Origin of the sequence: Streptomyces eurocidicus, assembly GCF_002891295.1 — a bacterium.
Taxonomy (GTDB): Bacteria; Actinomycetota; Actinomycetes; order Streptomycetales; family Streptomycetaceae; genus Streptomyces; species Streptomyces eurocidicus.
Genome location: NZ_LGUI01000011.1, coordinates 262,522 through 288,604, shown reverse-complemented (window position 1 = coordinate 288,604; position 26,083 = coordinate 262,522). Strand labels below are relative to the sequence as shown.

General features: G+C 74.1%; 19 protein-coding genes. 16 read left to right on the top strand and 3 right to left on the bottom strand.

Features of this window, described 5'->3' with window-relative positions; all coding sequences use genetic code 11:
- Nucleotides 1–26 precede the first annotated feature (26 nt).
- The 7 genes from AF335_RS29145 (at nt 27) to AF335_RS29115 (ending at nt 9,920) form a co-directional block, all read left to right on the top strand.
- The gene (locus tag AF335_RS29145) at nt 27–1,760 is read left to right on the top strand and encodes an acyclic terpene utilization AtuA family protein (RefSeq protein ID WP_102921416.1); all 1,734 of its coding nucleotides are present in this window, start codon (nt 27–29) and stop codon (nt 1,758–1,760) included.
- On the top strand, nt 1,757–3,355 hold the full coding sequence (locus AF335_RS29140) for an acyl-CoA carboxylase subunit beta (RefSeq protein WP_102921415.1): 1,599 nt from the start codon (nt 1,757–1,759) through the stop codon (nt 3,353–3,355). The genes AF335_RS29145 and AF335_RS29140 overlap by 4 nt, the downstream gene beginning before the upstream one ends.
- Nucleotides 3,356–3,382: 27 nt before the next feature.
- Nucleotides 3,383–5,476, top strand: coding sequence for an ATP-binding protein (locus AF335_RS29135; RefSeq protein WP_102921414.1), 2,094 nt, complete (start codon nt 3,383–3,385; stop codon nt 5,474–5,476).
- On the top strand, nt 5,473–6,636 hold the full coding sequence (locus AF335_RS29130; protein WP_102921413.1) for an acyl-CoA dehydrogenase family protein: 1,164 nt from the start codon (nt 5,473–5,475) through the stop codon (nt 6,634–6,636). The genes AF335_RS29135 and AF335_RS29130 overlap by 4 nt, the downstream gene beginning before the upstream one ends.
- Before the next feature lie 14 nt (nt 6,637–6,650).
- Entirely contained in the window at nt 6,651–7,391 is a 741-nt protein-coding gene (locus AF335_RS29125) for an enoyl-CoA hydratase family protein (protein ID WP_102921412.1), read from the top strand.
- Nucleotides 7,379–7,987: a TetR/AcrR family transcriptional regulator gene (locus tag AF335_RS29120; protein ID WP_102921411.1), complete on the top strand. Its 609-nt coding sequence runs from the start codon at nt 7,379–7,381 to the stop codon at nt 7,985–7,987. Before AF335_RS29125 ends, AF335_RS29120 begins: the two co-directional genes overlap by 13 nt.
- A gap of 115 nt (nt 7,988–8,102) precedes the next feature.
- Nucleotides 8,103–9,920 carry a phosphocholine-specific phospholipase C gene (locus AF335_RS29115; RefSeq protein WP_102921410.1) on the top strand — a complete coding sequence of 606 codons (1,818 nt, stop codon included), beginning with the start codon at nt 8,103–8,105 and terminating at the stop codon, nt 9,918–9,920.
- A gap of 68 nt (nt 9,921–9,988) precedes the next feature.
- Here AF335_RS29115 and AF335_RS29110 read toward each other — a convergent pair whose 3' ends face one another.
- Nucleotides 9,989–11,092 carry a citrate synthase 2 gene (locus AF335_RS29110; RefSeq protein ID WP_102921409.1) on the bottom strand — a complete coding sequence of 368 codons (1,104 nt, stop codon included), beginning with the start codon at nt 11,090–11,092 and terminating at the stop codon, nt 9,989–9,991.
- A 468-nt stretch (nt 11,093–11,560) separates the two neighbouring features.
- Here AF335_RS29110 and pdxH point away from each other — a divergent pair, with 468 nt between their 5' ends.
- Together pdxH and AF335_RS29100 are read left to right on the top strand one after the other, a co-directional pair.
- Nucleotides 11,561–12,184 carry a pyridoxamine 5'-phosphate oxidase gene (gene pdxH, locus AF335_RS29105; RefSeq protein WP_102921486.1) on the top strand — a complete coding sequence of 208 codons (624 nt, stop codon included), beginning with the start codon at nt 11,561–11,563 and terminating at the stop codon, nt 12,182–12,184.
- Between the two features lie 517 nt (nt 12,185–12,701).
- Complete coding sequence (locus AF335_RS29100; RefSeq protein ID WP_244927197.1) at nt 12,702–14,096, top strand: PAS domain-containing protein; 1,395 nt, start codon at nt 12,702–12,704, stop codon at nt 14,094–14,096.
- A 213-nt stretch (nt 14,097–14,309) separates the two neighbouring features.
- Here the strand turns inward: AF335_RS29100 and AF335_RS29095 are convergent, their stop codons facing one another.
- Nucleotides 14,310–15,065, bottom strand: coding sequence for an SIS domain-containing protein (locus AF335_RS29095; RefSeq protein WP_102921407.1), 756 nt, complete (start codon nt 15,063–15,065; stop codon nt 14,310–14,312).
- A 197-nt stretch (nt 15,066–15,262) separates the two neighbouring features.
- On the opposite strand from AF335_RS29095, the gene AF335_RS29090 reads away from it, so the two are divergent.
- From AF335_RS29090 to AF335_RS29075, 3 genes are all read left to right on the top strand, one after another.
- Nucleotides 15,263–15,955: an iron-dependent transcriptional repressor DtxR gene (locus tag AF335_RS29090; RefSeq protein ID WP_087926717.1), complete on the top strand. Its 693-nt coding sequence runs from the start codon at nt 15,263–15,265 to the stop codon at nt 15,953–15,955.
- Nucleotides 15,956–16,711: 756 nt separating this feature from the next.
- Nucleotides 16,712–17,617, top strand: coding sequence for an alpha/beta fold hydrolase (locus AF335_RS29080; protein ID WP_102921406.1), 906 nt, complete (start codon nt 16,712–16,714; stop codon nt 17,615–17,617).
- 129 nt (nt 17,618–17,746) lie between these two features.
- Nucleotides 17,747–19,171 carry an FAD-dependent monooxygenase gene (locus AF335_RS29075; RefSeq protein ID WP_102921405.1) on the top strand — a complete coding sequence of 475 codons (1,425 nt, stop codon included), beginning with the start codon at nt 17,747–17,749 and terminating at the stop codon, nt 19,169–19,171.
- Nucleotides 19,172–19,243: 72 nt separating this feature from the next.
- On the opposite strand, the gene AF335_RS29070 is transcribed toward AF335_RS29075, so the two are convergent.
- Entirely contained in the window at nt 19,244–19,921 is a 678-nt protein-coding gene (locus AF335_RS29070) for a bifunctional DNA primase/polymerase (protein ID WP_102921404.1), read from the bottom strand.
- Between the two features lie 320 nt (nt 19,922–20,241).
- Between AF335_RS29070 and AF335_RS29065 the strand changes: the two genes are divergently transcribed.
- From AF335_RS29065 to purU, 4 genes are all read left to right on the top strand, one after another.
- A complete protein-coding gene (locus AF335_RS29065; protein WP_102921403.1) occupies nt 20,242–21,630 on the top strand; it encodes an NsdA family TPR-like regulatory protein in 1,389 nt (462 codons plus the stop codon).
- A 1,124-nt stretch (nt 21,631–22,754) separates the two neighbouring features.
- Nucleotides 22,755–24,578, top strand: a complete 1,824-nt coding sequence (locus AF335_RS29060; RefSeq protein WP_102921402.1) for a hypothetical protein — start codon at nt 22,755–22,757, stop codon at nt 24,576–24,578.
- Nucleotides 24,579–24,702: 124 nt separating this feature from the next.
- Entirely contained in the window at nt 24,703–25,149 is a 447-nt protein-coding gene (locus AF335_RS29055; protein WP_221505319.1) for an SCO4402 family protein, read from the top strand.
- 57 nt (nt 25,150–25,206) lie between these two features.
- On the top strand, nt 25,207–26,073 hold the full coding sequence (gene purU, locus AF335_RS29050) for a formyltetrahydrofolate deformylase (protein ID WP_102921400.1): 867 nt from the start codon (nt 25,207–25,209) through the stop codon (nt 26,071–26,073).
- Nucleotides 26,074–26,083 lie beyond the last annotated feature (10 nt).

The window sequence follows — 26,083 nt, the reverse complement described above, 5'->3', positions numbered from 1 at the left end:
GCCCACCCCGCCCCCGGAGCCCCCCGATGACCGAACCCCTTCGTATAGGCAACGCCTCCGGTTTCTACGGCGACCGCTTCGGCGCCCTCCGCGAGATGCTCACCGGCGGGCCCCTCGACGTGCTCACCGGTGACTACCTCGCCGAGCTCACCATGCTCGTCCTCGGCCGCGACCGGCTCGCCGACCCCCGGCGCGGCTACGCCAAGACCTACCTCGCCCAGCTTGAGGAGGGCCTCGGCCTCGCCGTCGAGCGCGGCGTCAAGCTCGTCACCAACGCGGGCGGCCTCAACCCCGCCGGTCTCGCGGGCGGGATCCGGGACCTCGCCCGGCGGCTCGGGCTCGATGTGCGGGTCGCTCATGTCGAGGGCGACGACCTGCTCGCCGCGCGCGACTGGGGCGAGGGCGTGCTCACCGCCAACGCCTACCTGGGCGGCGCCGGGATCACCGCCTGTCTGCGGGCCGGCGCCGATGTCGTCGTGACCGGGCGGGTCACCGACGCCGCCCTCGTCACCGGGCCCGCCGCCGCGCACTTCGGCTGGCTCGCCGAGGACCTGGACCCGCTCGCCGGGGCCGTCGTCGCCGGGCACGTCCTGGAGTGCGGCACCCAGGCCACCGGCGGCAACTACTCCTTCTTCCAGGACCTGCCGGCCGCCGACGGCCTCCCCGGCTTCCCGCTGGCCGAGATCCACGCCGACGGCTCCGCCGTCGTCACCAAGCACCCCGGCACCGGCGGCGCCGTCACCACCGGCACCGTCACCGCCCAGCTCCTGTACGAGACGGCCGGCGCCCGCTACCCGGGGCCGGACGTCACCGCCCGCCTGGACACCGTCGAGCTCACCGACGCGGGCCCCGACCGGGTGCGGATCAGCGGGGTGCGCGGCGAGGCGCCGCCCGCCACGCTCAAGACCGGCCTGACCCGCGTGGGCGGCTGGCGCAACGAGGTCGTCTTCGTCCTCACCGGCCTCGACATCGAGGCCAAGGCCCGCATGGTGCGCGAGCAGCTCGACGCCGCCCTCGCCCGCCGCCGCCCCGCCGAGGTCCGGTGGACCCTGGCCCGTACGGACCGGGCCGACGCGCCCGTACAGGAGGAGGCGAGCGCCCTGCTGCGCCTCGTCGTGCGCGACCCCGACCCGGAGGCCGTCGGCCGCGCCGTCAGCGGCGCCGCGGTCGAGCTGGCCCTCGCGAGCTACCCCGGCTTCCACGTCACCGCCCCGCCCGGCAAGGGCGCCCCCTACGGCGTCTTCGAGGCCGCCTACGTGGACGCGTACAGCGTGCGGCAGGTCGCCGTGCTGCCCGACGGCACCCGGCTGCGCGTACCGCCCGGCCCCGTCGCGGACCCGGGGGAGCCGGACCCGGGGGAGCCGGGCCGCCCCGGAGAACCGGCGCCGGACGAGGCGCCCCCGCTGCCCCCGCCGCTGCCGCCCGGCCCCACCCGCCGCGCCCCCCTCGGCCTCGTCGCCGGGGCCCGCAGCGGCGACAAGGGCGGCTGCGCGAACATCGGCGTCTGGGCGCGCCACGACGACGCCTGGCGCTGGCTCGCCCACGAGCTCACCGCCGACCGGCTGCGCGAACTCCTCCCGGAGACCGCCCGGTTCCCCGTCCGGCGGCACGTCCTCCCCAACCTGCGGGCGCTCAACTTCACCGTCGACGGGCTGCTCGGCGAGGGCGTGGCCTCCCGGGCCCGCTTCGACCCGCAGGCGAAGGCCGTCGGCGAATGGCTGCGCTCGCGCCACCTGGAGATACCGGAGGTGCTGCTGTGACGGTGCTGTCGTCCGCGCTCGACCCCTCGGGCCCGGAGTACGCCGCCGCCCGCGAGACGATGCTCGCCAGGCTCGACGAGGTCGGCGCGGAACACGCCAAGGCGGTCGTCGGCGGCGGCGAGAAGTACGTTGCCCGGCACCGCGCCCGCGGCAAGCTCCTCGCCCGCGAGCGCGTCGAGCTCCTCCTCGACCCCGACACGCCCTTCCTGGAGCTGTCCCCGCTCGCGGGATGGGGCGGCGACCACACCGTCGGCGCGTCCCTCGTCACCGGCATCGGCGTCGTCGAGGGCGTCGAGTGCCTCGTCACCGCCAACGACCCGACGGTCCGCGGCGGCGCCAGCAACCCCTGGACGCTGAAGAAGGCCCTCCGCGCCAACGAGATCGCCCGCGCCAACCGGCTCCCCGTGATCTCCCTCGTCGAGTCCGGCGGCGCGGACCTCCCCAGCCAGAAGGAGATCTTCATCCCCGGCGGCGCGCTCTTCCGCGACCTCACCCGCCTCTCCGCCGCCGGCATCCCCACGGTCGCCGTCGTCTTCGGCAACTCCACCGCGGGCGGCGCGTACGTACCCGGCATGTCCGACCACGTGATCATGGTCAAGGAGCGGGCCAAGGTCTTCCTCGGCGGACCGCCGCTGGTCAAGATGGCCACCGGCGAGGACGCGGACGACGAGTCGCTCGGCGGCGCCGCGATGCACGCGCGCGTCTCGGGCCTCGCCGACCACTTCGCCGCGGACGAGCCCGACGCGATCCGGCAGGCCCGCCGGGTCGTCTCCCGGCTCAACCGACCGGCGTCGTACGGCACTCCGGGACCCGTCGAGCCGCCGCTCTTCGACGAGGACGAGCTCCTCGGCGTCGTCCCCGGCGACCTCAAGGTCCCCTTCGACCCCCGCGAGGTCCTCGCCCGGCTCGTCGACGGCTCCGACTTCGACGAGTTCAAGCCCCTCTACGGGCCCAGCCTCGTCACCGGCTGGGCCCGGATCCACGGCTACCCCGTCGGCGTCCTGGCCAACGCCCAGGGCGTCCTCTTCAGCGCCGAGTCCCAGAAGGCCGCCCAGTTCATCCAGCTGGCCAACCAGCGCGACATCCCACTCCTCTTCCTCCACAACACCACCGGCTACATGGTCGGCCGCGAGTACGAGCAGGGCGGGATCATCAAACACGGCGCCATGATGATCAACGCCGTGTCGAACTCGCGGGTGCCCCACCTGTCCGTCCTCATGGGCGCTTCCTACGGCGCCGGCCACTACGGCATGTGCGGCCGGGCCTACGACCCCCGGTTCCTCTTCTCCTGGCCCAGCGCCAAATCCGCCGTCATGGGCCCCCAGCAGCTCGCCGGGGTCCTCTCCCTCGTCGCCCGCGCCTCCGCCGCCGCCAAGGGGCAGCCCTACGACGAGGAGGCCGACGCCGCGCTGCGCACCATGGTGGAGCGGCAGATCGAGGCCGAGTCGCTGCCGATGTTCCTCTCCGGGCGGCTCTACGACGACGGGGTCATCGACCCGCGCGACACCCGCACCGTGCTCGGTATGTGTCTGTCCGCCGTCCACCGCGCGCCCGTCGAGGGCGTACGGGGCGGCTTCGGTGTCTTCCGCATGTGAGCTGCCGGACTACGTAGTGAGGCTTCCGTGATCCGTTCCGTCCTCGTCGCCAACCGCGGCGAGATCGCCTGCCGCGTCTTCCGCACCTGCCGCGAACTCGGCATCGCCACCGTCGCCGTGCACTCCGACCCCGACGCCTCCGCCCGCCATGTGCGCGAGGCCGACGCGGCGGTCCGGCTGCCGGGCGCCGCGCCCGCCGACACGTATCTGCGCGGCGACCTCGTCGTCGCGGCCGCGCTCGCCGCCGGGGCCGACGCCGTCCATCCCGGCTACGGCTTCCTGTCCGAGAACGCGGACTTCGCTACGGCCGTCCTCGCCGCCGGGCTGGTGTGGATCGGGCCGCCGCCGTCCGTGATCGAGGCGATGGCGTCCAAGACGCGGGCCAAGTCGCTGATGGCCGCCGCTGGTGTGCCGGTCCTGGACGCCCTGGACCCCGGTGCCGTCGGTGCCGGTGAGCTGCCGGTGCTCGTCAAGGCGTCCGCCGGTGGGGGCGGGCGGGGGATGCGTGTCGTGCGGTCGCTCGACGTGCTGTCCGCCGCTGTCGTTTCCGCCCGTGCTGAGGCCGCTGCCGCGTTCGGCGACGGATCCGTGTTCGTCGAGCCGTACGTCGAGGGTGGGCGCCACGTCGAGGTGCAGGTTTTGGCGGACGGGGCCGGTGCGGTGTGGGCGCTCGGGACCCGGGACTGTTCCCTTCAGCGGCGGCACCAGAAGGTGATCGAGGAGGCGCCGGCTCCCGGGCTGTCCGGCGAGGTGCTCTCCGCGCTCAAGGGGTTCGCCGTGGCCGGTGCGCGGGCCGTGGGGTACGTCGGGGCCGGGACCGTCGAGTTCCTGGTCGGGAAGGACGGACGGGCCTTCTTCCTGGAGATGAACACCCGGCTCCAGGTGGAGCATCCGGTGACGGAGCTGGTGTACGGCGTGGACCTGGTGGCGCTCCAGATCCGGGTGGCCGAGGGGGCGGCGCTGGGGTCGGCGCCTTCGCCTTCGGGGCACGCGGTGTCGGCTCGGCTGTACGCGGAGGATCCTTCGCGGGGGTGGCTTCCCTCCTCTGGGCGGGTGTTCGAGCTGTCCGTGGGTGCGGAGCCGGGCGGGGTGCGGCGCCGGGGCCTCCGGGGCAGGGGCCCGGGGCCGTATATTTACGGGCCCGGAACCCCGGAACGCGAGCGAACCCCCTCCTTGGGCCCGCAAATACACGTAAGCGCCCCGGACCCCTGCCCCTCCGACCCCGTCGCCTCCCGCAGTTCCTCGGCCGCCGGTCCGTCCCCCTCGCTGCGTGTCGACTCCGGCTTCGACGCCGGTGATCTGGTCGGGACGCATTACGACTCGCTGCTCGCCAAGGTCATCGCCTGGGCGCCGACGCGGGACGAGGCCGTCCGCCGCCTCTCCCGTGAGCTGGAGCTCGCCCTTGTCCATGGGCCCGTCACCAACCGGGAGTTGCTCGTCCGGTCCCTCCGGCATCCCGATTTCCTCGAAGTGCGCTTCGACACCGGGTTCTACGAGCGGCATCTGGACTCCCTCGTCGCCGCTCCCGATCCCTGTGCCCTGCGGCTCGCCGCTCTTGCCGCGGCCCTCGAATCCGCCGCCCGTTCCCCCTCGCCCTTCGGCGGCTGGCGCAACGTTCCCTCCCAGCCGCAGGTCAAGCGCTTCCGCGCCGAGCCGGGGGGCGAGGAGGTCGAGATCCGGTATCTGCCGGGGCGGGGCGGGCTCTCGGTCGAGGGGTTTCCCGGGGTGCGGCTCGTCCGTCTGGGAGTGGGGGAAGTCGTTCTGGAGGTTCAGGGGGTCCGGCATTCTTTTGGCGTTCATGTGTACGGGGATTCCGTCGTCCATGTCGGGCCTTTCTCCCTGGTCTCCCTGCCCCGCTTTTCCGAGCCCCGGGCCCAGGTCGTCCCCGGCTCCCTGCTCGCCCCCATGCCCGGCACCGTCGTCCGGGTCGCCGACGGGGTCGCCGTGGGCGCGTCCGTGAAGGCGGGGGAGCCGCTGTTGTGGCTGGAGGCCATGAAGATGGAGCACCGCGTCGTCGCCCCCGCCTCCGGCACCCTCACCGCCCTGCACGCCGTCCCCGGCCGCCAGGTCGAGGTCGGCACCCTGCTCGCCGTCGTCGAATCCGAGGAGCACACGCCATGAGCAACGCCCTCATCGAGAGCCAGGAACTCCGTGACCTGCGCGCCGCCGTCGCCGCCTTGGGCAAGCGCTACGGCCGCGAGTACACCACCGCCGTCGTCCGCGACGGCAAGCAGCCCGACGAACTCTGGGCCGAGGCCGGCAAGCTCGGCTATCTGGGCGTGAATCTCCCCGTCGAGTACGGCGGTGGAGGTGGTGGGATCACCGAGCTCGCCCTCGTTCTGGAGGAGCTCGGGGCCGCCGGGTGCCCGCTGCTCATGATGGTCGTCTCGCCCGCCATCTGCGGCACCGTGATCTCCCGCTTCGGCACCGCCGCCCAGAAGGAGCGATGGCTCCCCGGGCTCGCCTCCGGCACCCTCCGGATGGCCTTCGGCATCACCGAGCCCGACGCCGGGTCCAACTCCCACCGCATCACCACGACCGGCCGGAGGGACGGTGACCACTGGGTTCTCAGTGGCCGGAAGGTGTTCGTCTCCGGCGTCGACATCGCCGACGCCACCCTGATCGTGGGGCGTACCGAGGACGCCCGGACGGGCGCCCTGAAGCCCTGTCTGTTCATCGTGGAGCGTGAGGCTCCCGGGTTTCAGTGGAATCGGATATCCATGGAACTCGCCGCTCCTGAGAAGCAGTTCGAGCTGGTCATGGACGAGGTGAGGTTGCCGGGTGAGGCTCTTGTCGGGTCCGAGGACGCCGGGCTGCTTCAGTTGTTCGCCGGGCTCAACCCCGAGCGGATCATGACCGCCGCCTTCGCGACCGGCATGGGCCGTTACGCACTCGGCCGGGCCGTCGACTACGCCCGCACCCGCCAGGTGTGGTCCGAGCCCATCGGCGCCCACCAGGCCCTCGCCCACCCGCTCGCCCGATGCCACATCGAGCTCGAACTGGCCCGGCTGATGACCACCAAGGCCGCCGCGCTCTACGACGCGGGCGACGACGCGGGCGCGGGCGAGGCCGCCAACATGGCCAAGTACGCCGCCGCCGAGGCCGCCGTGCGCGCCGTCGACCAGGCCGTCCACACCCTGGGCGGCAACGGCCTCACCACCGAGTACGGGCTCGCCTCGCTGGTGACCGCGGCGAGGGTGGCGCGGATCGCCCCGGTCAGCCGCGAGATGATCCTCAATTATGTGTCGCACCGGACGCTGGGTCTTCCCAAGTCCTACTGATCGGAGGGTTGTCGATGGTGGTCCGCCGCGTGCGCGAGCACGGCATCACCCGCTTGACGCTCGATTCGCCGCACAACCGCAACGCCCTCTCGGCCCGGCTCGTCCAGGAGCTGTACGAGGCGCTCGCCGCGGCGGCGGACGACCCGGGCACCCGGGCCGTGCTGCTCACCCACACCGGCAACACCTTCTGTGCCGGGGCCGATCTGAGCGAGGCCGGGGCGGGCGGGGCGGCGCCCCTCGGGCTCGTACGGCTGATGCGCGCCGTCGTCGAGCTGCCCAAGCCCGTCGTCGCCGCCGTCACCGGGCACGTCCGGGCCGGTGGCCTGGGGCTGCTCGGGGCCTGTGACATCTCCGTGGCGGGCGAGGGTTCCTCGTTCGCCTTCACCGAGGCGCGGCTGGGGCTGGCCCCCGCCGTGATCTCCATACCGCTGCTGCCCCGGCTCCAGCCGGGCGCCGCCGCCCGCTACTACCTGACCGGGGAGCGCTTCGACGCCGCCGAGGCCGCCCGGATCGGGCTGATCACCGTGGCCGGCGAGCCCGGTGAGGTGCTGCCCGCGGTGCTGGACGGGCTGCGGGCCGCCTCCCCGCAGGGGCTCGCCGAGTCCAAGCGGCTGGTGACCGCCGGAACGCTGCGAGCCTTCGACCGGGACACGGACGCCCTGGCCGCCCTGTCGGCCCGGCTGTTCGCCTCGGACGAGGCGCGCGAGGGCGTGACGGCCTTCCTGGAGCGGCGGGACCCCGTATGGGCGCGGTGACCAAGGGCCCCCAGCAGGACCGCAGCCGCGTCACACGGCTGCGGCTGCTGGAGGCGGCCGTCGCCTGTCTGGCCGAGCACGGGTGGTCGGGGTCCACGGTGTCCCTGGTCGCCACCCGGGCGGGGGTGTCGCGGGGCGCCGCCCAGCACCACTTCCCCACCCGGGAGGACCTCTTCACGGCGGCCGTGGCCTATGTCGCCGAGCAGCGGTCCGCCGCGCTGCGCGAGGCCCTCGGACCCGCGCGCGGCCTCATGGGCCCGGCGCGTACGCGCCTCGTGGTCCGGGAACTGGTCGGGCTCTACACCGGGCCGCTGTTCCGGGCCGCCCTGCACCTGTGGGTGGCCGCCGCCGACGAGGAGCCGCTGCGGGCGGGGGTGACGGACCTGGAGGCGCGCGTCGGCCGGGAGACGCACCGGATGGCCGTGCGGCTGCTCGGCGCGGACGAGCGGCGGCCGGGCGTCCGCGAGACCGTGCAGGGCCTGCTCGACATGGCGCGCGGGCTCGGGCTCGCGAATCTGCTGACGGACGACACCGCCCGGCGGGAGCGGGTGGTCGAGCACTGGGCCGGGCTCCTCGACGAGGTGCTGCGCGGCTGATCCGGCCGTTCGTCCCGCGTGCGCCACCTCGTCATCCTCCGTCCATTCCGTCGCACGCGCTACGCGGCTACCGTGCGGGGCGCCCGTCCAGCCCCCGCACCCGAGGAGCCGTACAGTGCCAGCTTTGACGCGTCGTCAGTTCGTGGGGACCACGGCCGCCGTGGCGGCCGCCGGAGTGCTCGGGGCGGAGGCGGCCGGCCCGGCCGCCGCGGCCGCCCAGGGCCTCGACCAGGTACGGCACATCGTCGTGCTGATGCAGGAGAACCGCAGCTTCGACCACTACCTCGGCACCCTGAGCGGCGTACGGGGCTTCGACGACCGGCAGGGGCTCGTCTTCCCCGACGGCACCGGCGTCCTGCGCCAGCCCGCGCCGGGCCGCAAGGACGGCGGCCGGCTGCTGCCCTACCGGATGGACACCACCCGCTACAACGCCCAGAACGCCGACGGCCTCCCGCACGACTGGCGGACGGGGCACGACGCGATCAACCGCGGTGCCATGAACAAGTGGATATCCGCCAAGGGCGAGCGCTGCATGGGCTACTTCACCCGCGAGGACATCCCGTACCAGTACGCCCTCGCCGACGCCTTCACCGTCGCCGACCACTACTTCTGCTCCATGGCCGGGCCCACCGACCCCAACCGGCTCTACCTCTGGTCGGGCACCGCCGGACCGGGCACCGACGGCACCACCGGCCCCTTCACGGACAACAGCGTCGTCACCGACAACCCCGTCGCCGACTGGACCACCTACGCGGAGCGGCTGGAACGGGCCGGGGTGAGCTGGCGGGTCTACCACAACCCGGGCAAGGACGACCGGTACGGCGACTACGACGACAACGGGCTCTCGTACTTCCGCCAGTTCCACGCCTTCCCGCACGACGACCCCCGCTACGTCAACGCCATGACCAAGTTCGACCTCACCGCCTTCGACCGGCACTGCAAGGACGGCACCCTGCCGGCCGTGTCCTGGCTGGTGGCCCCCTATCTGTTCTCCGAGCACCCGACGGCCGGCCCGGACTACGGCGCCGACTACGTCGACACCGCGCTCCGGTCGCTGTTCGCCAACCCCGAGGTGTGGAAGCACACCGTGTTCCTGGTGATGTACGACGAGAACGACGGCTACTTCGACCACGTCGTCCCGCCCTTCCCGCCGGCCGGCACCCCCGGCGAGTTCGTCGGCGGACTGCCCATCGGGATGGGCAACCGGGTGCCGCTGTGGGTGATCTCTCCCTGGTCGCGCGGCGGATGGGTGAACTCCCAGGTCTTCGACCACACCTCCGTGCTGCGCTTCATGGAGCGGGTGACCGGTGTCCGCGAGCCGAACATCAGCGACTGGCGGCGGGCCGTCAGCGGCGACCTGACGAGCTGCTTCGACTTCGCCCGCCCCGACTACTCGGTGCCCGCCCTGCCCGACACCAAGGAGCTCGTCCGCAAGGCCGACGCCGGAGCCAAGCTGCCGCCCGTCAAGGTCCCCGCCCAGGGCCAGCAGACCGTCCCCGTGCAGGAGCCGGGCGCCCGCCCGTACCGGATGCTGCCCTACGCGCCCGACGCCGCCGTCACCGTGGACCGGGCGGGCGGCCGCGTGGTGTGCACGATGACCAACGCCGGTGACGTGGCCTTCCACTTCACCGTCTTCCCCCACATCCGGCTGCCGTTCGCCGGGACGCCGTTCACCGTCGCGCCGGGCTCCCGCGCGCAGTACGTGTGGGAGACGGCCGGCACCGACGGCGCGTACGACTTCACGGTCTACGGCGCCGACGGCTTCCTCCGCCGCTTCAAGGGCACCGTAAAGGGCGCCGCCGTCGCCGAGCGGACCGCCCGCGAGCTGGCCGGCACGGCGACGGCCGGGCGCTACGACTTGACCGTCACCGGGGCGGACGGCTTCCTGCGGCGGGTGGCCGGCACCTGGTACGGCCCGGCCGCGGCGGTCTGACGGACCGGCCTGACGGACCGTTTCTCCGCGCCCCGCCCGTGTCCGGAGCGGGGCACCACCGGGGGGGCTCAGTCCCGCGCGAGCGCGTCGAACCCCGTGACCTCGCGCGGGTCGCGCGGGCCGGGGCCCACGTACCGCGCCGAGGGGCGCACCAGCCGGCCGGTGCGCTTCTGCTCCAGGATGTGCGCGCTCCAGCCCGCCGTACGGGCGCACGTGAACATCGACGTGAACATGTGCGCCGGGACCTCGGCGAAGTCCAGCACGATCGCCGCCCAGAACTCGACGTTGGTGGCCAGCACCCGGTCCGGGCGGCGGTTGTGGAGCTCCTCCAGGGCCGCCTTCTCCAGCGCCTCGGCGACCTCGAAGCGCGGCGCCGCCAGCTCCTTGGCCGTCCGGCGCAGCACCCGGGCGCGCGGGTCCTCGGCGCGGTACACCCGGTGGCCGAAGCCCATCAGGCGCTCGCCGCGGTCCAGGGCGCCCTTGACGTAGGCGACCGCGTCACCCGTGCGCTCGATCTCCTCGATCATGCCGAGGACGCGGGACGGCGCGCCGCCGTGCAGCGGGCCGGACATCGCGCCCACCGCGCCGGAGAGCGCGGCGGCCACGTCGGCGCCCGTGGAGGCGATGACGCGGGCGGTGAACGTGGAGGCGTTCATGCCGTGCTCGGCGGCCGAGGTCCAGTAGGCGTCGACGGCCCGGACGTGTTTGGGGTCGGGCTCGCCGCGCCAGCGCTTCATAAAGCGCTCGACGACGGTCTCCGCCTTGTCGATCTCCCGCTGCGGGACCATCGGCAGGCCCTGGCCGCGCGCCGACTGGGCGACGTAGGACAGCGCCATGACGGCGGCGCGGGCGAGGTTGTCGCGGGCCGTCGCCTCGTCGATGTCGAGGAGCGGCTTCAGGCCCCACACGGGGGCGAGCATCGCGAGCGCGGACTGCACGTCGACCCGGATGTCGCCCGAGTGCACGGGGATCGGGAACGGCTCGGCGGGCGGCAGGCCCGGGTTGAACGAGCCGTCGACCAGCAGACCCCAGACGTTCCCGAAGGACACCTGGCCCACCAGATCCTCGATGTCCACACCGCGGTAGCGGAGGGAGCCGCCTTCCTTGTCGGGTTCGGCGATCTCCGTCTCGAACGCGACGACTCCTTCGAGTCCGGGTACGAAGTCGGACATCAGGCGGCTCCTCGTGAGGTGTACGACAAGGTGGGCGCCGATCCGGTTCCGCGGCGGCGGTGGCGGCTCGCGGTCCGTTTTCGGTCAATCCGGTAATGCCCCGTGCGGCTGTCCTTCACCCGGTTCCGGGCCCGGTCCTTCGCGGGCTCCGGCTGCCGGACGGTGCCGGACGGTGAGGGCGGACACGATAGTCGGTGAGACGCGGGCGCCATAGCCACCCGCCCTGCGATTTTGGGGGGTCCACCACATGCGGGGAAGGGTGATGTCCGGCACACCGGGGGTTTCGCCCCCCGGAGGGTTACGGACGGCCGGTACCGGGCAAGCTGATCGGCCGCGTCCGTCCGGGGCACGGTGAAGATCCCGTGTCGTTCTGTCCGGACCTGACAGGATGGCCGGGTGACCCAAGCCGACGCGTTCGACGAGTTCTCCGCCGCCGGGTCCCCCGGCGATGTCCTCGACCCCGCCGTCATGCGCGAGCAGTACCGCAGCGGGGCCCTCCAGGAGGAGGACCTCGCCCCGGGCCCGTACGAGCAGTTCGCCCGCTGGTTCGCACAGGCGTGCAGGAGCGGTCTGCCCGAGCCCAACGCGATGATCGTCTCGACGGCCGACGCCACCGGCCGGCCCAGCTCGCGGACGGTCCTGCTCAAGGGCTACGACGAGCGCGGCTTCGTCTTCTACACCAACTACTCCTCGCGCAAGGGCACCGAGCTCACCGCGAACCCGCAGGTCTCGCTGCTCTTCCCGTGGTATCCGCTGGCCCGTCAGGTCATCGCCTGCGGCACGGCCGAGCGGGTCGACCCGGCCGAGACGGCCGCCTACTTCCGGTCCCGGCCCCGGGGCTCGCAGCTCGGGGCCTGGGCCAGCGCCCAGTCGACGGTGGTCTCCTCGCGCGCCGACATCGACGCGGCGTACGACGCGGTGACCGCCCGCTTCCCGGAGGGCACGCCGGTGCCCGTGCCCGAGGACTGGGGAGGCTTCCGGGTGACGGCCGAGACCGTGGAGTTCTGGCAGGGCCGGGAGAACCGGCTGCACGACCGGCTGCGCTACGCCCGGTCCGGCACCGGCTGGCGGGTGGCGCGGCTCTGCCCCTGACCGGGGCGTTGGTGCCCGAGCGCCGTGAGTCGCGGGCGCTGCCGGAACCACGGGAAAGCGGCTGAATTCGCCGTTGCGGCACTTCCGGTGTTTTCCGGCGCTTTCTCATGATTCCGCCGGCACCCGTGGTGCCGGTGAATTCCGGCGGCGCGGAATGCCGGAGAACGCAGACGATCCGTGGGCCGGCTACCGCCGTGCCGCGGAAGCGGCGCGGCGGTGCCGAGCGGACGACTCGGCGGCCCACGGATCGGGTGACTGCTTGGGATTGGCCGGCGGAGCCGGCGCTGCGCTTGGCGCGACGACGGGCGCTAGCCCGCAGTCACCTCACGCGTCCGGAAAGAAATCATGTCCCGAACCACCTCCCTTCTCGTGTGCGCACCACGGTAGGCACGCGCCCCGGCGACGACAACCGAATTTCCTGTGGCATCGATTTCCGCGAAGACCGTGTGGTGCCCAGCACGGTCGAGTTGAATGCGGTCGTGCAGGACATGCAGACGCGGCCGGCAGGGGGTTCCTCGTGACCGCACCACACCAGCCCGGCCCGGCCCGTCCCGACGCGGCGGCCGGGCGGGGGCCCGGAGCGGAGGCCGCTGTCGACAGCGACGACTCGGGCCTCCTCGCGGCCCTCCTGGACGGCATGGACGCCGCGCTGTGCGCCTTCGACGCCGAGGGCACCGTCACCCACTGGAACCGCGAGGCCGAGCGGATACTCGGCTGGACGGCGGCCGAGGCCGTCGGCCGGCCGGGCCTGGCCGGCTGGGCGGTGCGCGCGGCGGACGCCGAGGAGGTCACCGCGCGACTCACCGCCGCGGTGCGCGCCCACGGCCGCCAGGTGCACGAGTTCCCGCTGCTCACCAAGGGCGGCGGCCGGGTCCTGGTGCGCACCCAGCTGTCGGCGGTGCCGGGCGCGGGCGGCCGGGCCGCCGGCGTCTACTGCGCCTTCAGCGAGGTGCACACCCAGATCGACCTGGAGCGCTCGATCGCCCTGAGCGAGGCCCTGTTCGGCGACGCCTCGTGGGGCGTCGTCCTCGTCGACGCGGACCTGCGCCCCGCCCTGGCCAACGCCCACGCGGCGCGCGCGCTCCGCACGGGCCGTACGGCGCTGCTGGGCCGCCCCCTGGGCGAACTCCTGGAGCACGGCGTCGAGGAGGTCGAGGGCGCGCTCCAGTACGTCCTGGCCTCCGGTGCGCCCCCCGCCCCCAGCGACCTGTGGGTGACGCTGCGGGACCAGGGCGGCGCCCCGCCGGAGCGCCGCTGCTGGCGCAGCGGCTTCGTCAAGCTGGCCTCGCCCCTCGCCGAGGAGCCCGTGCCGCTCGGGGTGGCCTGGCTGTTCGTGGACGTCACGGCGGCCCGGCTGGTCGAACAGGAGAGCGCGCGGCTGCGCTTCCGGGGCAGCCAGCTGCACCGGGCGGGCCGGGCGGTCGCCGAGTGCGAGGACCCCGTGGAGGCCGCGTCCCTGTACCTGGACTTCGCCCTGGCCGGCTTCGCCGACCACGCCCTCGTCGACCTGCTGCCCGAGCCCGAGGCGGCCCCGGAGCCGCCGGTCCGGCTGGTCCGCGCGGTGGCCACGCCCACCGGCACCCCGGGCCCGTCCCCGACGACGGCCCCCGGCGGCCTCCCCGTCCCCTACCCCGAGAGCCACCCGGCGCCGCAGGCGGTGGAGCGCTGCGGCTCGGTCCGGGCCGCCTCGGACTGCACGGAGAACTGGGCGACGTCCCGCAAATGGCCCGAGGGCACGATCCACGCCCTCGCCACGCCCCTCCGCAGCAGGGGCCGCACCCTGGGGGCGGTCACCTTCCTGCGGGGCCCGTCGCGCCGCCCGTTCGACAGAGGTGACGCGGCGTACGCGGAGGACGTGGCGACGAGGGTGGCGGCGGCGCTGGACCTGGCGGCGGCGGTGGGAAAAAAATAGCCCGGCCGGCGTTTGAGGCCACCGCGCGGTAGCGCGGAAAAGGGGGGTCTGGGGGCGAAGCCCCCGCCGCGCGGCGGAGCCGCATATCGGATGCGGCGGGAAGGGGGGGGGGGGGGAAAGCCCCGCCGGCAGGCGCCCGATGCCGGAACCTTCGGCAGGCGCCGGATGCCGTACCCGCCGGATGCCGTACCCGCCGACAGGCGGCGCACGCGGCTACTGCCGGAAGAAGATCCGGTCCCCGTAGTCGCTCATCACCCGCCCGTTCCACTCATGCCCACCGTCCACATTCCCCGACCGCAACATCGGCGGCTCGATCCCCCGCTCCGCCAGCGCCCCCACCGCCGACACCACCACCGCCTGCATCAGCGCGCTCGTCACCACCGTCGACGCCGGCCCGAACGGCGCCCCGACGCCCTCCGCCCTGATCTCCGCGTCCCCGATGTCGATCTTGCTGTCGATGACGAGGTCGCAGTGGTCCTTGAGGAAGGTCCCCGACACGTGCCGGGACTTCGTGTGCTCGGCGTAGGCGAGCGAGGTGACGCCGATGACCGTGAGGCCCAGTGCGCGGGCGTTCATCGCCATCTCCACCGGCAGCGAGTTCCGCCCGGACAGCGAGATGACGATCAGCAGGTCGCCCGGCTGCGCCGGACTCGTGTCCAGGACCGCGCCGGCCAGCCCGTTCACCCGCTCCAGCGCGCTGCCGAGGGTGGCGGGCACGATGTCGAGGCCCATCACGCCGGGCACCGCGAGGAGGTTGATCAGGGCGAGCCCGCCCGCGCGGTAGACGACGTCCTGCGCGGGGAGCGAGGAGTGCCCGGCGCCGAAGACGAAGAGCCGTCCGCCGTCCGCCACGGTGTCGGCGATCAGCGAACCGGCCTCGGCGATCCGCCCGGCCTCCTCGTCGCGGACCCGCTGGAGCAGCCCGATCGCGGCGTCGAAGAACTGCCCGGCCAGCTTGTTCTCGCTCATCGCCGAGGGGCTCCTAACCTCAAGATCCGGTGGCGCGTACGGCCTGGCGTACGCTCGTGGCGCGGATCACGTTGCGGTCTGGACCTGGGCGCTGTCAATACGGCGGCGGCCGACAGGGGCGTACGCGGCACCCTTGTCGGTGCTATGCGTCAGAATTGGGTCCAGGGGCCACGCGCACGACATATCAAGGGGCACGCATGTCCGGACTGATCGACACCACGGAGATGTATCTCCGCACCATTCTCGAGCTCGAGGAAGAAGGTGTGGTCCCCATGCGCGCCCGCATCGCCGAGCGGCTCGACCAGAGCGGCCCGACGGTGAGCCAGACCGTGGCGCGCATGGAGCGCGACGGCCTGGTCTCGGTCGCCGGGGACCGTCACCTGGAGCTCACCGAGGAGGGCCGCCGCCTGGCGACCCGGGTGATGCGCAAGCACCGCCTCGCCGAGTGCCTGCTCGTCGACGTGATCGGCCTGGAGTGGGAGCAGGTGCACGCCGAGGCGTGCCGCTGGGAGCACGTGATGAGCGAGGCCGTGGAGCGGCGGGTGCTGGAGCTGCTGCGCCACCCCACCGAGTCGCCTTACGGCAACCCCATCCCGGGCCTGGAGGAGCTGGGCGAGAAGCCCGAGCCCGATCCGTTCCTCAACGACGGCATGGTCAGCCTGATGGACCTGGAGCCGGGCGCGGACGGCAAGACCGTCGTCGTCCGCCGTATCGGGGAGCCCATCCAGACGGACCCTCAGCTGATGTACACGCTGCGCCGGGCCGGTGTGCAGCCGGGCGCGGTCGTGAGCGTCACGGAGTCCGCCGGCGGGGTGCTGGTGGGCAGCAGCGGCGAGGCCGCGGAGCTGGAGGCGGACATCGCGATGCACGTCTTCGTCGCCAAGCGCTGAACGCACCGCCGCCGTAGCGCGGAGCTCGTCACGGGGGTCGCCGGTGGGCGGCCCCCGTTTCGTGTTCCCGGGGCCCGGCCGGGCGGGGGCCGGCAGCCCGCCCGGTGCCCGCCCGGCGCCGAACCGAACCGGAACCGGACCGGATGCGCCCAACTCCCTTGAATCCGGCCGGAGTCGGCGTATTCGGCACGGCGTGTCCCCGGGCGTGTCACCCTGGCGCTGACGCGGACGCGCGGCGTGCCGCCGCGGTTCGGGGAGGGGGCTGGTCGGTGTGGCGGGTGGGGCCGGTGCGGGCGCTCCCTTACGCCGCGGTCGGCCACGTGGGCGGCGGCCCCGGCGGGGCCGGCGACCGTGGCGGGGGTGGTGGGCGCGCGCGGTGGGGAGCAGTGCCCCGGGCGGGGTCGGCGGTCGTGGCGGGGGTGGTGGGCGCGCGCGGTGGGGAGCAGTGCCCCGGGGCGGGGCCGGCGGTCGTGGCGAGGGCCCCGGCGGCTCTCGCGAACCGCCGGGGCCCCGCCTCCCCATATACCCCCGCGGCGACCCGGAGCCCCGAGCTCCCAGGGTGCGCCCCGCGGACCTTTCTTCCCCGAGCGGTCCGCGCCCAGGTCGATTACTCCCCTGGGTGCCGCCGGTCAACCCTTCAGCAAGGTCACTCGAAAGAGGGGTGTTGTGGGGGGTGTTGCGTGCGACAGATGTGTATTCGAATCTATGTTCTACGTGATGTAGCGGCCCGGGGGAGAAGAGGGGGTGCCAGGACTCATGGTGCGGCGTATCGACGTGAGCGGGAGCGGCGGAGTGCGGCTCGCGGCCTGGGAGTTCGCCGATCCGCCGAAGAGCCGCCGCGAGGCCGGCGCGGCCGGCGCGGACAGCGGGGCCGGTCCGGGCGGCGCCGAGGGGCAGGGCTCGGTGCTGCTGCTGCACGGCCTGCTGGGCCGGGCGGCGCACTGGGCGGACACCGCCCGCTGGCTCTCCACGCGCCACCGGGCCATCGCCCTGGACCAGCGGGGCCACGGCCGCAGCGAGCGCCCCGCCGAGGGCCCGTACACCCGCGAGGCGTATGTGGCGGACGCCCTGGCCGCCGTGGAGCTGCTCGGGCTCGCGCCCGTCACGCTGATCGGCCACGCCATGGGCGCGCTCACCGCCTGGCAGCTCGCGGCCCGCCGCCCGGACCTGGTCCGGGCCCTGGTCGTCTGCGAGATGCGGGCCTCCGCGCTGGGCGCGGCGAGCCAGCGCGAGTGGAGCGACTGGTTCAAGTCCTGGCCGGTGCCCTTCGCGACCCTCGCGGACGTCCGCCGCTGGTTCGGCGAGGACGATCCGGCCCTGGAGCGCCCCCGCCCGGCCCGCGGCGACTTCTACGCCGAGGTGATGGCCGAGCGCGCGGACGGCTGGCGCCCGGTCTTCTCCCGCCGCCAGATGCTGCACGCCCGGGGGACGTACGCCCACGACGCCCACTGGGAGGACCTCGCCCTGGTCGAGTGCCCGACCCTCGTCGTCCGCGGCCTCGACGGCGAGCTGGGCCGGGCGGAGGCGCAGGAGATGGTCCGGGTCCTCCCGCGCGGCGCCTATGCGGAGGTCCCCGACGCGGGGCACCTCGTGCACTACGACGAGCCGACGGGGTGGCGGCGGGTGGTGGAGCCGTTCCTGGAGTCGACGGGGAGGCTCTGAGGGGCGGGGGCCGCGGACCCCGCCCCGGGGGCGGCTCCACATTAATTCAACAGTCGTTGACATAACCCCTCTCCCGGGTGTGCACTGGCAGTACGGCCGCACCACACCGTCCGCCCCCGAGGAGACGCCATGTCCTCCGCAAGCAGCACGGAACGCGCGAACACCCCCGAAGTCCTCGTCGTGGGCGCGGGCCCCACCGGCCTCCTCCTCGCGGGGGACCTCGCCGCCGCCGGCATCCGCGTGGCCCTGCTGGAACGGCGGGCCCAGGAGTCCAACCTCACCCGGGCGTTCGCCGTGCACGCCCGCACCCTGGAGGTCCTCGACGCCCGGGGCCGGGCCGAGGAGCTGCTCGGCACCGGCACGTTCGCGGACACCCTGCGCTTCTTCGGCCGGGCCCGCATCGACCTCTCCCGGCTGCCCACCCGCTTCCCCGGCGTCCTGCTGACCCCGCAGTACGAGATCGAGCGGATCCTGGAGAAGCGCGCCGCCGACGCGGGCGCCCGGATCCTGCGCGGCACCGAGGTGACCGGCCTGCGCCAGGACGCCGCCGGCGTCGACGTGGACGTCCGCACCGAGGCGGGGGAGGAGCGGCTGCGCGCCGCGTACGCCGTCGGCGCGGACGGGGTGCGCAGCGCCGTCCGCGAAGCGCTGGGCATGCCGTTCCCGGGCAGGTCCGTCCTGCGCTCCGTGATGCTCGCCGACGTCCTCCTGGACGACCCGCCGACCACGCTGCCGGCCTTCGACGCGGGCCCCGCGGGCTTCGCGTTCGTCGTGCCCTTCGGCGACGGCTGGTACCGCGTCATCGCCTGGCGGCGCGGCTGCGAACTGCCGTCCGACGCCCCGGTGGACCTGGCCGACCTGCGGGACCTCCTCCGCGCGGTCCTCGGTACCGATCACGGGATGCGGGACCCCCGCTGGACCTCGCGCTTCCACAGCGACGAGCGGCAGGTGCCGCACTACCGCGACGGCCGGGTCTTCCTCGCCGGCGACGCCGCGCACGTCCACTCGCCCGCGGGCGGCATGGGCATGAACGCCGGGATCCAGGACGCGGCCAACCTCGGCTGGAAGCTCGCCGCCGTCCTCCGGGACCGGGCGGACGAGACCCTCCTCGACAGCTACCACGACGAGCGGCACCCCGTCGGCAAGCTGGTGCTGCGCCTCAGCGGCGCCATCGTCCGGGCCGCCCTGCTGGGCTCGCCCGCCACCCGCGGCCTGCGGGAGGCGGCCCTCGTGGCCGCCGGGGCCGTGCCCTTCCTCACCCACCGGGGCGGCCTCCTGGTGTCGGGCATCGGCATCGACTACCCGGCGCCGAAGGGCGCCCACCCGTGGACCGGTCGGCGCGTCCCCGACCTGCCGCTGCGGGAGACCCCGGGCGGGCCCTCGCGGCTGTACGAGGCGCTGCGGGCCGGTTCGTACGTGCGGGTCCTCCCGCGCGGTGCGAGCGCGCGGGAGGAGGCGGGTGTGGTCACGGTGACCCGCGCCGACGCCCGCCGGACGACCCTGCTCGTACGGCCCGACGGGCATGTGGGGGAAGCGTCGGACGGGGCGGCCTGAGGGTCTCGGTCAGGGCGGGGGGCGGCAGGGGGCTGGGGCAGGGGGCTGGAGAGGCTCCCTGCCCCGGGTGCGTCACCTGCGCCGGGCGTCCTGGGCGTCGCAGGCGCAGGCGTACGCCAGGGAGCTGACGAGCTCCTCCGCGTCGGGCAGCCAGCGGTTGGCGGCGGTGGGCTGGCGGGCCCACTGCACCGAGCCGCGCGAGCCCATCCGCGTCGGGGGCGCGACCACGTAGTCGCCCTCGCCGCGCGCGACCAGGTCGAGCAGGGAGGGCCGCCAGCCCAGCTTCCGGGCGAGGTCCGGGGCCTTCAGGGCGCCACCGGGCAGTACGAAGAACAGCATCCGGCCGTACGGTGTGGAGGTGACCGGGCCGAGCGCCGTCCCCATGCGCTCCATGCGGGCCAGTGCCAGGCACCCGGCGCTCTCCGGCACCTCCAGCGCGTCGAAGGTCCGGCCGGTCGGCAGCAGGACCGAGGCGGCGGGCCGCTTGTCCCACATCCGGCGGGCGGCGACCGCGCTGCCCGTGGCCTGGGTCGCCCAGTCGGGCCGGGACGGGTGCGCGCCGGGGGCCGGGCAGTCGAGCTCGCCGCACGAGCAGCGCTCCCCGCCCTCCGCGGTCACCAGCCAGGTGCCGGCGAATACGTCCCAGTGCCGCTCCTCCGCATACCGAACAGCGGCGTCGAGCAGCTGCTCGCCGCGTTGTTGGGGGATGTGCGGTGCTCCTACTACTCCGATGGTCTCTTCCACGTCCATCACAACTCCCCTTGTCACGAGGGGTTACGGCTCAGGCTCACGCTTGTGGGCGGCGGTCGGATATGCACATGGGGCGCACGGATGCATGTGCGGGGGCGCAGACGCGGGTTCGCCGCCGAGGGTGGGTAGCCACCTGCGAAGCGGCGAGGGCGATGCAGTCAATGTCTGGCCATTGCCGCCTTTACGTCATTACCGTCAAGTCCGCATTCTCCGGACATCCAGGGGGCAAAGATCACAGGGGAAGGCGCTCTCCGCTGTCTCAGCTTCTCCGCTTGGCGCGGCAACGGCCGCGAACGCTTAGCAGTATCAGGGGGTACAGCATGGCCGCACGGCCACTCGTGGCGCGGCAGCCCAACGAACGGTTGCAAGCGCTCATTCAGGAAGCCGCCTGTTCCAACGCCGGTCTGGCACGGCGCGTCAATATGTGCGGTGCCGAGCACGGCCTCGACCTGCGGTACGACAAAACGTCGGTAGCCCGCTGGCTGCGCGGCCAGCAGCCGCGCGGGCGGGCGCCCGCGATCATCGCCGAGGCGCTCGGCCGCAAGCTGGGCCGCACCGTCACCATCGACGAGATCGGCATGGCCAACGGCAAGAACCTCGCCTCCGGCGTCGGGCTGCAGTTCTCCCCGACCGTGCTCGGCGCGATCGAGCAGGTCTGCGAGCTGTGGCGCAGCGACGTCGGCCGCCGGGACTTCCTCAGCGGCACGTCCGTGGCGTCCTCCGCGCTCGTCGAGCCCAGCCGCGACTGGCTGATCACGGGAGCGGACGCGCAGGTCGCGCGGAACGCGGGCGCGCGGGTCGGCGCCTCCGACGTGGACGCGGTCAAGGCCACGACCGACGCGCTGGTCGAGCTCGACCACCGCTACGGCAGCGGGCACGTGCGCCCCGTCGTGGTCCATTACCTCAACAGCGTCGTCTCCGGACTGCTCGCCGGCTCCTACCGGGAATCCGTCGGGCGCGAACTCTTCGCAGCCGTCGCCCGTTTGACGGAGCTCGCGGGCTACATGGCCGTCGACACGGGCCAGCCCGGACTCGCCCAGCGCTACTACATCCAGGCGCTGCGGCTCGCCCAGGCCGCGGGCGACCGGGGCTACGGGGGGTACGTCCTCGCCGCGAGCATGAGCCACCTCGCGGCCTCCCTGGGCAACCCCCGGGAGATCGCGCAGCTCGCGAAGGCCGCGCAGGAAGGGGCGAGGGGGCAGGTCACGCCGCGCGCCGAGGCGATGTTCTGCGCCGCCGAGGCGCGCGGGCACGCGCTGCTCGGTGACGCCCGGTCCTTCCAGACCGTCGCGGGCCGGGCCCTGACCAAGCTCGAACAGGCCGAGAACGCGAAGGAGTCCGGCGACGACCCCACGTGGATCCGCCACTTCGACCACGCCTACCTCGCGGACGAACTGGCGCACTGCCACCGCGACCTGGGCCAGCCGGAGCAGGCGCGCCGCCACGCGGAGGACGCCATCGCGGGCCACCCCGAAGGCCGCGTCCGCCGCCGCGCGATCGGCCTGCTCCTGCTGGCCACGGCGCAGGTCCAGCAGCGCGACGTCGACGAGGCGTGCTCGACGGGGACGCGGGCGCTGGAACTGCTGGGGACGCTGCGGTCGAACAGGGGGGCGGAGTACCTGGACGACTTCCAGCAGAGGCTGGCGCCTTACCGGGAGGAGCCGGTGGTACGGGAGTTCGGGGCTCGGTTGGAGGTGCAGGCGGCTTAGCAGGCCGCTTAGCAGGCTGCTGCCCCTGCACTTGTCTGTGGGCCCGGTGTGGGCCGGGTGTGGGCCGGTGTGGGCCGGGGCGTGGGCGTCTGCGGGTCGGCGTGGGCCGGGGCGTGGTTTGTCTGCGGGCCGGTACGGGCCGGGGCGTGGTTCGGCTGCGGGTTGTCGGTTGGCCGGGGGCGGGCAGGGGCCCGGGGTGACGTTTCGGGGCGCCGGGCGGGCGGGGTGGGGAAGTCCCCGCCGAAGGCGGCAACGGCGGGTGGGTCGCCGACGGCGGGGAGCTGGGCGGGAGGCCCGGGGTGGCGTTTCGGGGTGCCGGGCGGGCGGGGTGGGGAAGTCCCCGCCGAAGGCGGCAACGGCGGGTGGGCCGCCGACGGCGGGGAGCCGGGCAGGGGCCCGGGGTGGCGTTTCGGGGTGCCGGGCGGGCGGGGTGGGGTAGAACCCGCCGAAGGCGGCAACGGCGGGTCGGCCGCCGACGGCGGGAAGCTGCCAGGGGTGGTGGCAACGGTGGGTGGGCCGGGAACGGCGGCGCCCGCCAGGGGCGGCGGCAACGGCGGGTCGGCCGCCGACGGCGGGAAGCTGCCGGGGGTGGTGGCAACGGCGGGTCGGCCGCCGACGGCGGGAAGCTGCCGGGGGTGGTGGCAACGGCGGGTCGGCCGCCGACGGCGGGAAGCTGCCAGGGGTGGTGGCAACGGTGGGTGGGCCGGGAACGGCGGGCGCCCGCCAGGGGCGGCGGCAACGGCGGGTCGGCCGCCGACGGCGGGAAGCTGCCGGGGGTGGTGGCAACGGCGGGTCGGCCGCCGACGGCGGGAAGCTGCCGGGGGTGGTGGCAACGGCGGGTCGGCCGCCGACGGCGGGAAGCTGCCAGGGGTGGTGGCAACGGTGGGTGGGCCGGGAACGGCGGGCGCCCGCCAGGGGCGGCGGCAACGGCGGGCACCCGGCAGGGGCGGCGGGAACGGTGGGTTGGCCGGAAACGGTCGGCGCTTATCAGAGGCCGCGGGAAACGGCCCGCACCGGTACCGAACTGGTACGGAACCAGGACAGGAGCGCATGGCTCAGCGCCAAAGCGACCCGGTAGCGTGAGCCGACGCTTCCGTAAGTCCCGTACAGCATGAGGAGTCCCGGTGACGCAGCGCGGACAGGGAAACATTCCGCAGCCCCCTGCGGCCCCGGCGCCCGGCCCCGGAACCGGCCCCGGTACCGGCCAGTCGTGGGGCGGGCCGTGGGGTCCCGACGCGCCGCGCGCGCCCCTGCCGCCCGAGACGCCGCCGCGTCCGGCGGACTCCGGTGACACCTCCGATGCCACGCGGTACCTGCCGCCGGTCGGCGCGGGCCCGGTGCCGGGCGCGCCGCCCGCGCAGAGCCCGTACGTGCGGGCCGCGGCGCCGGACGCCGGTGCGGCCACGCAGTACCTCCCGCCCGTGCCCACGGCACCGCCCGCGCCGTACGCCCCGGCCGACGACCCCGCCACGCAGTACCTGCCCCCGGTGAGCGCGGGGCCGGGTGACGAGGGCGGCTCGGAGGGCCCGCAGTACCTGCCGGCACCGGGGGAGAGCTCCGTGCCGGACGGGGGCGCGGCGACCCAGTACTTGCCGCCGGTGGGTAACGGCGGCGGCCCTGTGCCCGACGCGGGCGCGGCCACTCAGTACTTGCCGCCGGTAGGGGACGGTCCCGTTCCTGCGTCGGCAGGTGCGGCGACTCAGTACCTGCCGCCCGTGGGTAACGGCGGTGGTCCCGTGCCGGACGCGGGCGCCGCGACCCAGTACCTGCCGCCCGTGAGCGGCGGCCCTGTGCCCGACGCGGGCGCGGCGACCCAGTACCTCCCGCCGGTGGGCACCGGCAGCGGCCCAGTCCCGGACGCGGGTGCGGCCACCCAGTACCTCCCGCCCGTGAGCAACGGCAACGGCCCCGTGCCGGACGCGGGTGCGGCGACTCAGTACTTGCCGCCGGTAGGCAACGGCAGCGGCCCCGCCCCGGACGCCGGCGCGGCCACCCAGTACCTCCCGCCCGTGAGCAACGGCAACAGCAACGGCAACCCCACCCCACCCCCCATACCCCCGGCCGGCGTCCACGCCGCCGCTCCCTCCGGGGAGCGGACGCCGCCGGCCGAGTTCGACGGGCTGTTCCGGGCCTCCGCCGACGCCGGGCCCCGTACGCAGCAGATGCCGCCTGTCCGGGAGCCGGTCCGGGAGCCCCGTAGAGCGCCCGTGCCTCCGCCGCCCCGGGGGCCCGGTCAGCACGGAGGCGGCCGTTCCGACGGGCCCGCGCCGCGCCGCAAGAAGCTGCCCACCGCCGCGATCGTCGGCATGGTCGTGGCCGGCTGCGCCGTCTGCGGGCTCGCCGCCGGTGCCCTGCTCAGCGGCGGCGACGGCAAGGAGGACAAGGGCGGCAAGCAGAACACCGCCGTGGAGTCCGCCACCCCCGTCGCCCCGGAGGAGGCGCCGAAGGACGGCAAGCAGAAGAAGCCGGAGTCGAGCCCGTCGGCCGCCGATCCGGCCGCCGCCCAGGCGAAGGCGCTGGACGCGCTGCTCAAGGACAGCAACAACAGCCGGGACGCCGTCATCAAGGCCGTCGACTCGATAAAGAGCTGCAAGGACCTCGGCAAGTCCGCCGCCGACCTCCGGGACGCGGCGAAGCAGCGCGACGGCCTGGTCACCCGCCTCCAGCAGACGCCCATCGACAAGCTCCCCGACAGCTCCGAGCTGTCCGCGCAGCTGACGAAGGCGTGGCAGTCGTCGTCCGCGGCGGACACCTCGTACGCGAAGTGGGCCGACCAGACGGGCGACAAGCACGGCTGTTCGAAGGGGCACGCCCGCCCCACCGACGACAGCGCCGCGGGCGACCGGGCGAGCGGTGACGCGACGGCCGCCAAGAAGAAGGCGGCGGACCTCTGGAACCCGACCGCGAAGAAGTACAAGCTGTCGCAGCGCAAGTGGACCCAGTTGTAGTCGTAGGCCGGTCACGGTCGGTGATCTCGAAGGGGGGTCATGACCCCCGCCGGGCGGGAACGTACGATCGATTGCTGTGCAGGGTTCAGAGAAGTCTTCCCGTCGCGGCCGCCGCTCGACCACCATGGACGGTATGCCGCTCAATGACATGCCGTGGTGGCGCTGGCGTGCGAACGTACGCTCCGCGCTGCACATGCTCTCGGACCCGGTCTTCCAGCAGGAGTGCTGGCTCGCGGGCCGTGAGGGCTTCGGGGACGTGACCGACGCCGTGTACCGGCTGGTCGAGGACACCTGGCTGGACAACTGGTCGGCCGAGAAGTACGTCGGCACGATCTTCCGGGACTCGGGCGAGGCCGCGCTGGTCGACGTCGCCGTGCTCCGGGTGCTGCGGATCATGCACCAGGTCGGGGCCGACGCCCCGGTCTCGGCGTATCTGGAGCACCACGGCTGGCCGGAGGCGGTGCGCGCCGCTCGCGAGGCACACGTTCGGCTGGCGGCGGGCGACGGCGACGACCCGGACGTGCCCCCGCGCTCGCTGGGCATACTGGCCGGGCTGACGGCCGTGCGCTGACCCGGCCGGGGCCGCGCGGTCCCGAGGGGCCTTGCGGGTGTGCGACGCTATTGGGCTATGAGCGCCTCGCAAGCCCCCGAACAGTACGTCCTCACCCTCTCCTGCCCGGACAAGCAGGGCATCGTGCACGCGGTGTCCAGCTACCTCTTCATGACCGGGTGCAACATCGAGGACAGCCAGCAGTTCGGCGATCACGACACCGGGCTCTTCTTCATGCGCGTGCACTTCGGCGCGGACGCGCCGGTCACGCTGGAGAAGCTGCGGGCCAGCTTCGCGGCGATCGGCGACTCCTTCCAGATGGACTGGCAGATCCACCGCGCCGACGAGAAGATGCGCGTCATCCTGATGGTGTCCAAGTTCGGGCACTGCCTCAACGACCTGCTGTTCCGCTCGCGGATCGGCGCGCTGCCGGTCGAGATCGCGGCGGTCGTCTCCAACCACACCGACTTCGCCGAGCTCGTCGGCTCGTACGGGGTGCCCTTCCACCACATCCCGGTGACGAAGGAGACCAAGGCGGAGTCGGAGGCGAAGCTCCTGGAGCTGGTCCAGGCCGAGAACGTCGAGCTGGTCGTCCTCGCCCGCTATATGCAGGTGCTCTCCGACGACCTGTGCAAGGTCCTCTCCGGGCGGATCATCAACATCCACCACTCCTTCCTGCCGAGCTTCAAGGGCGCACGCCCCTACCACCAGGCGCACGCGCGCGGTGTGAAGCTGATCGGTGCCACCGCGCACTATGTGACCGCCGACCTCGACGAGGGCCCGATCATCGAGCAGGAGGTCGAGCGCGTCGGCCATGAGGTCACGCCCGACCAGCTGGTCGCCGTGGGCCGGGACGTGGAGTGCCAGGCGCTCGCCCGCGCCGTGAAGTGGCACAGCGAGCACCGGGTGCTCCTCAACGGCCGCCGGACGGTCGTCTTCGCCTGACGGGCGTACG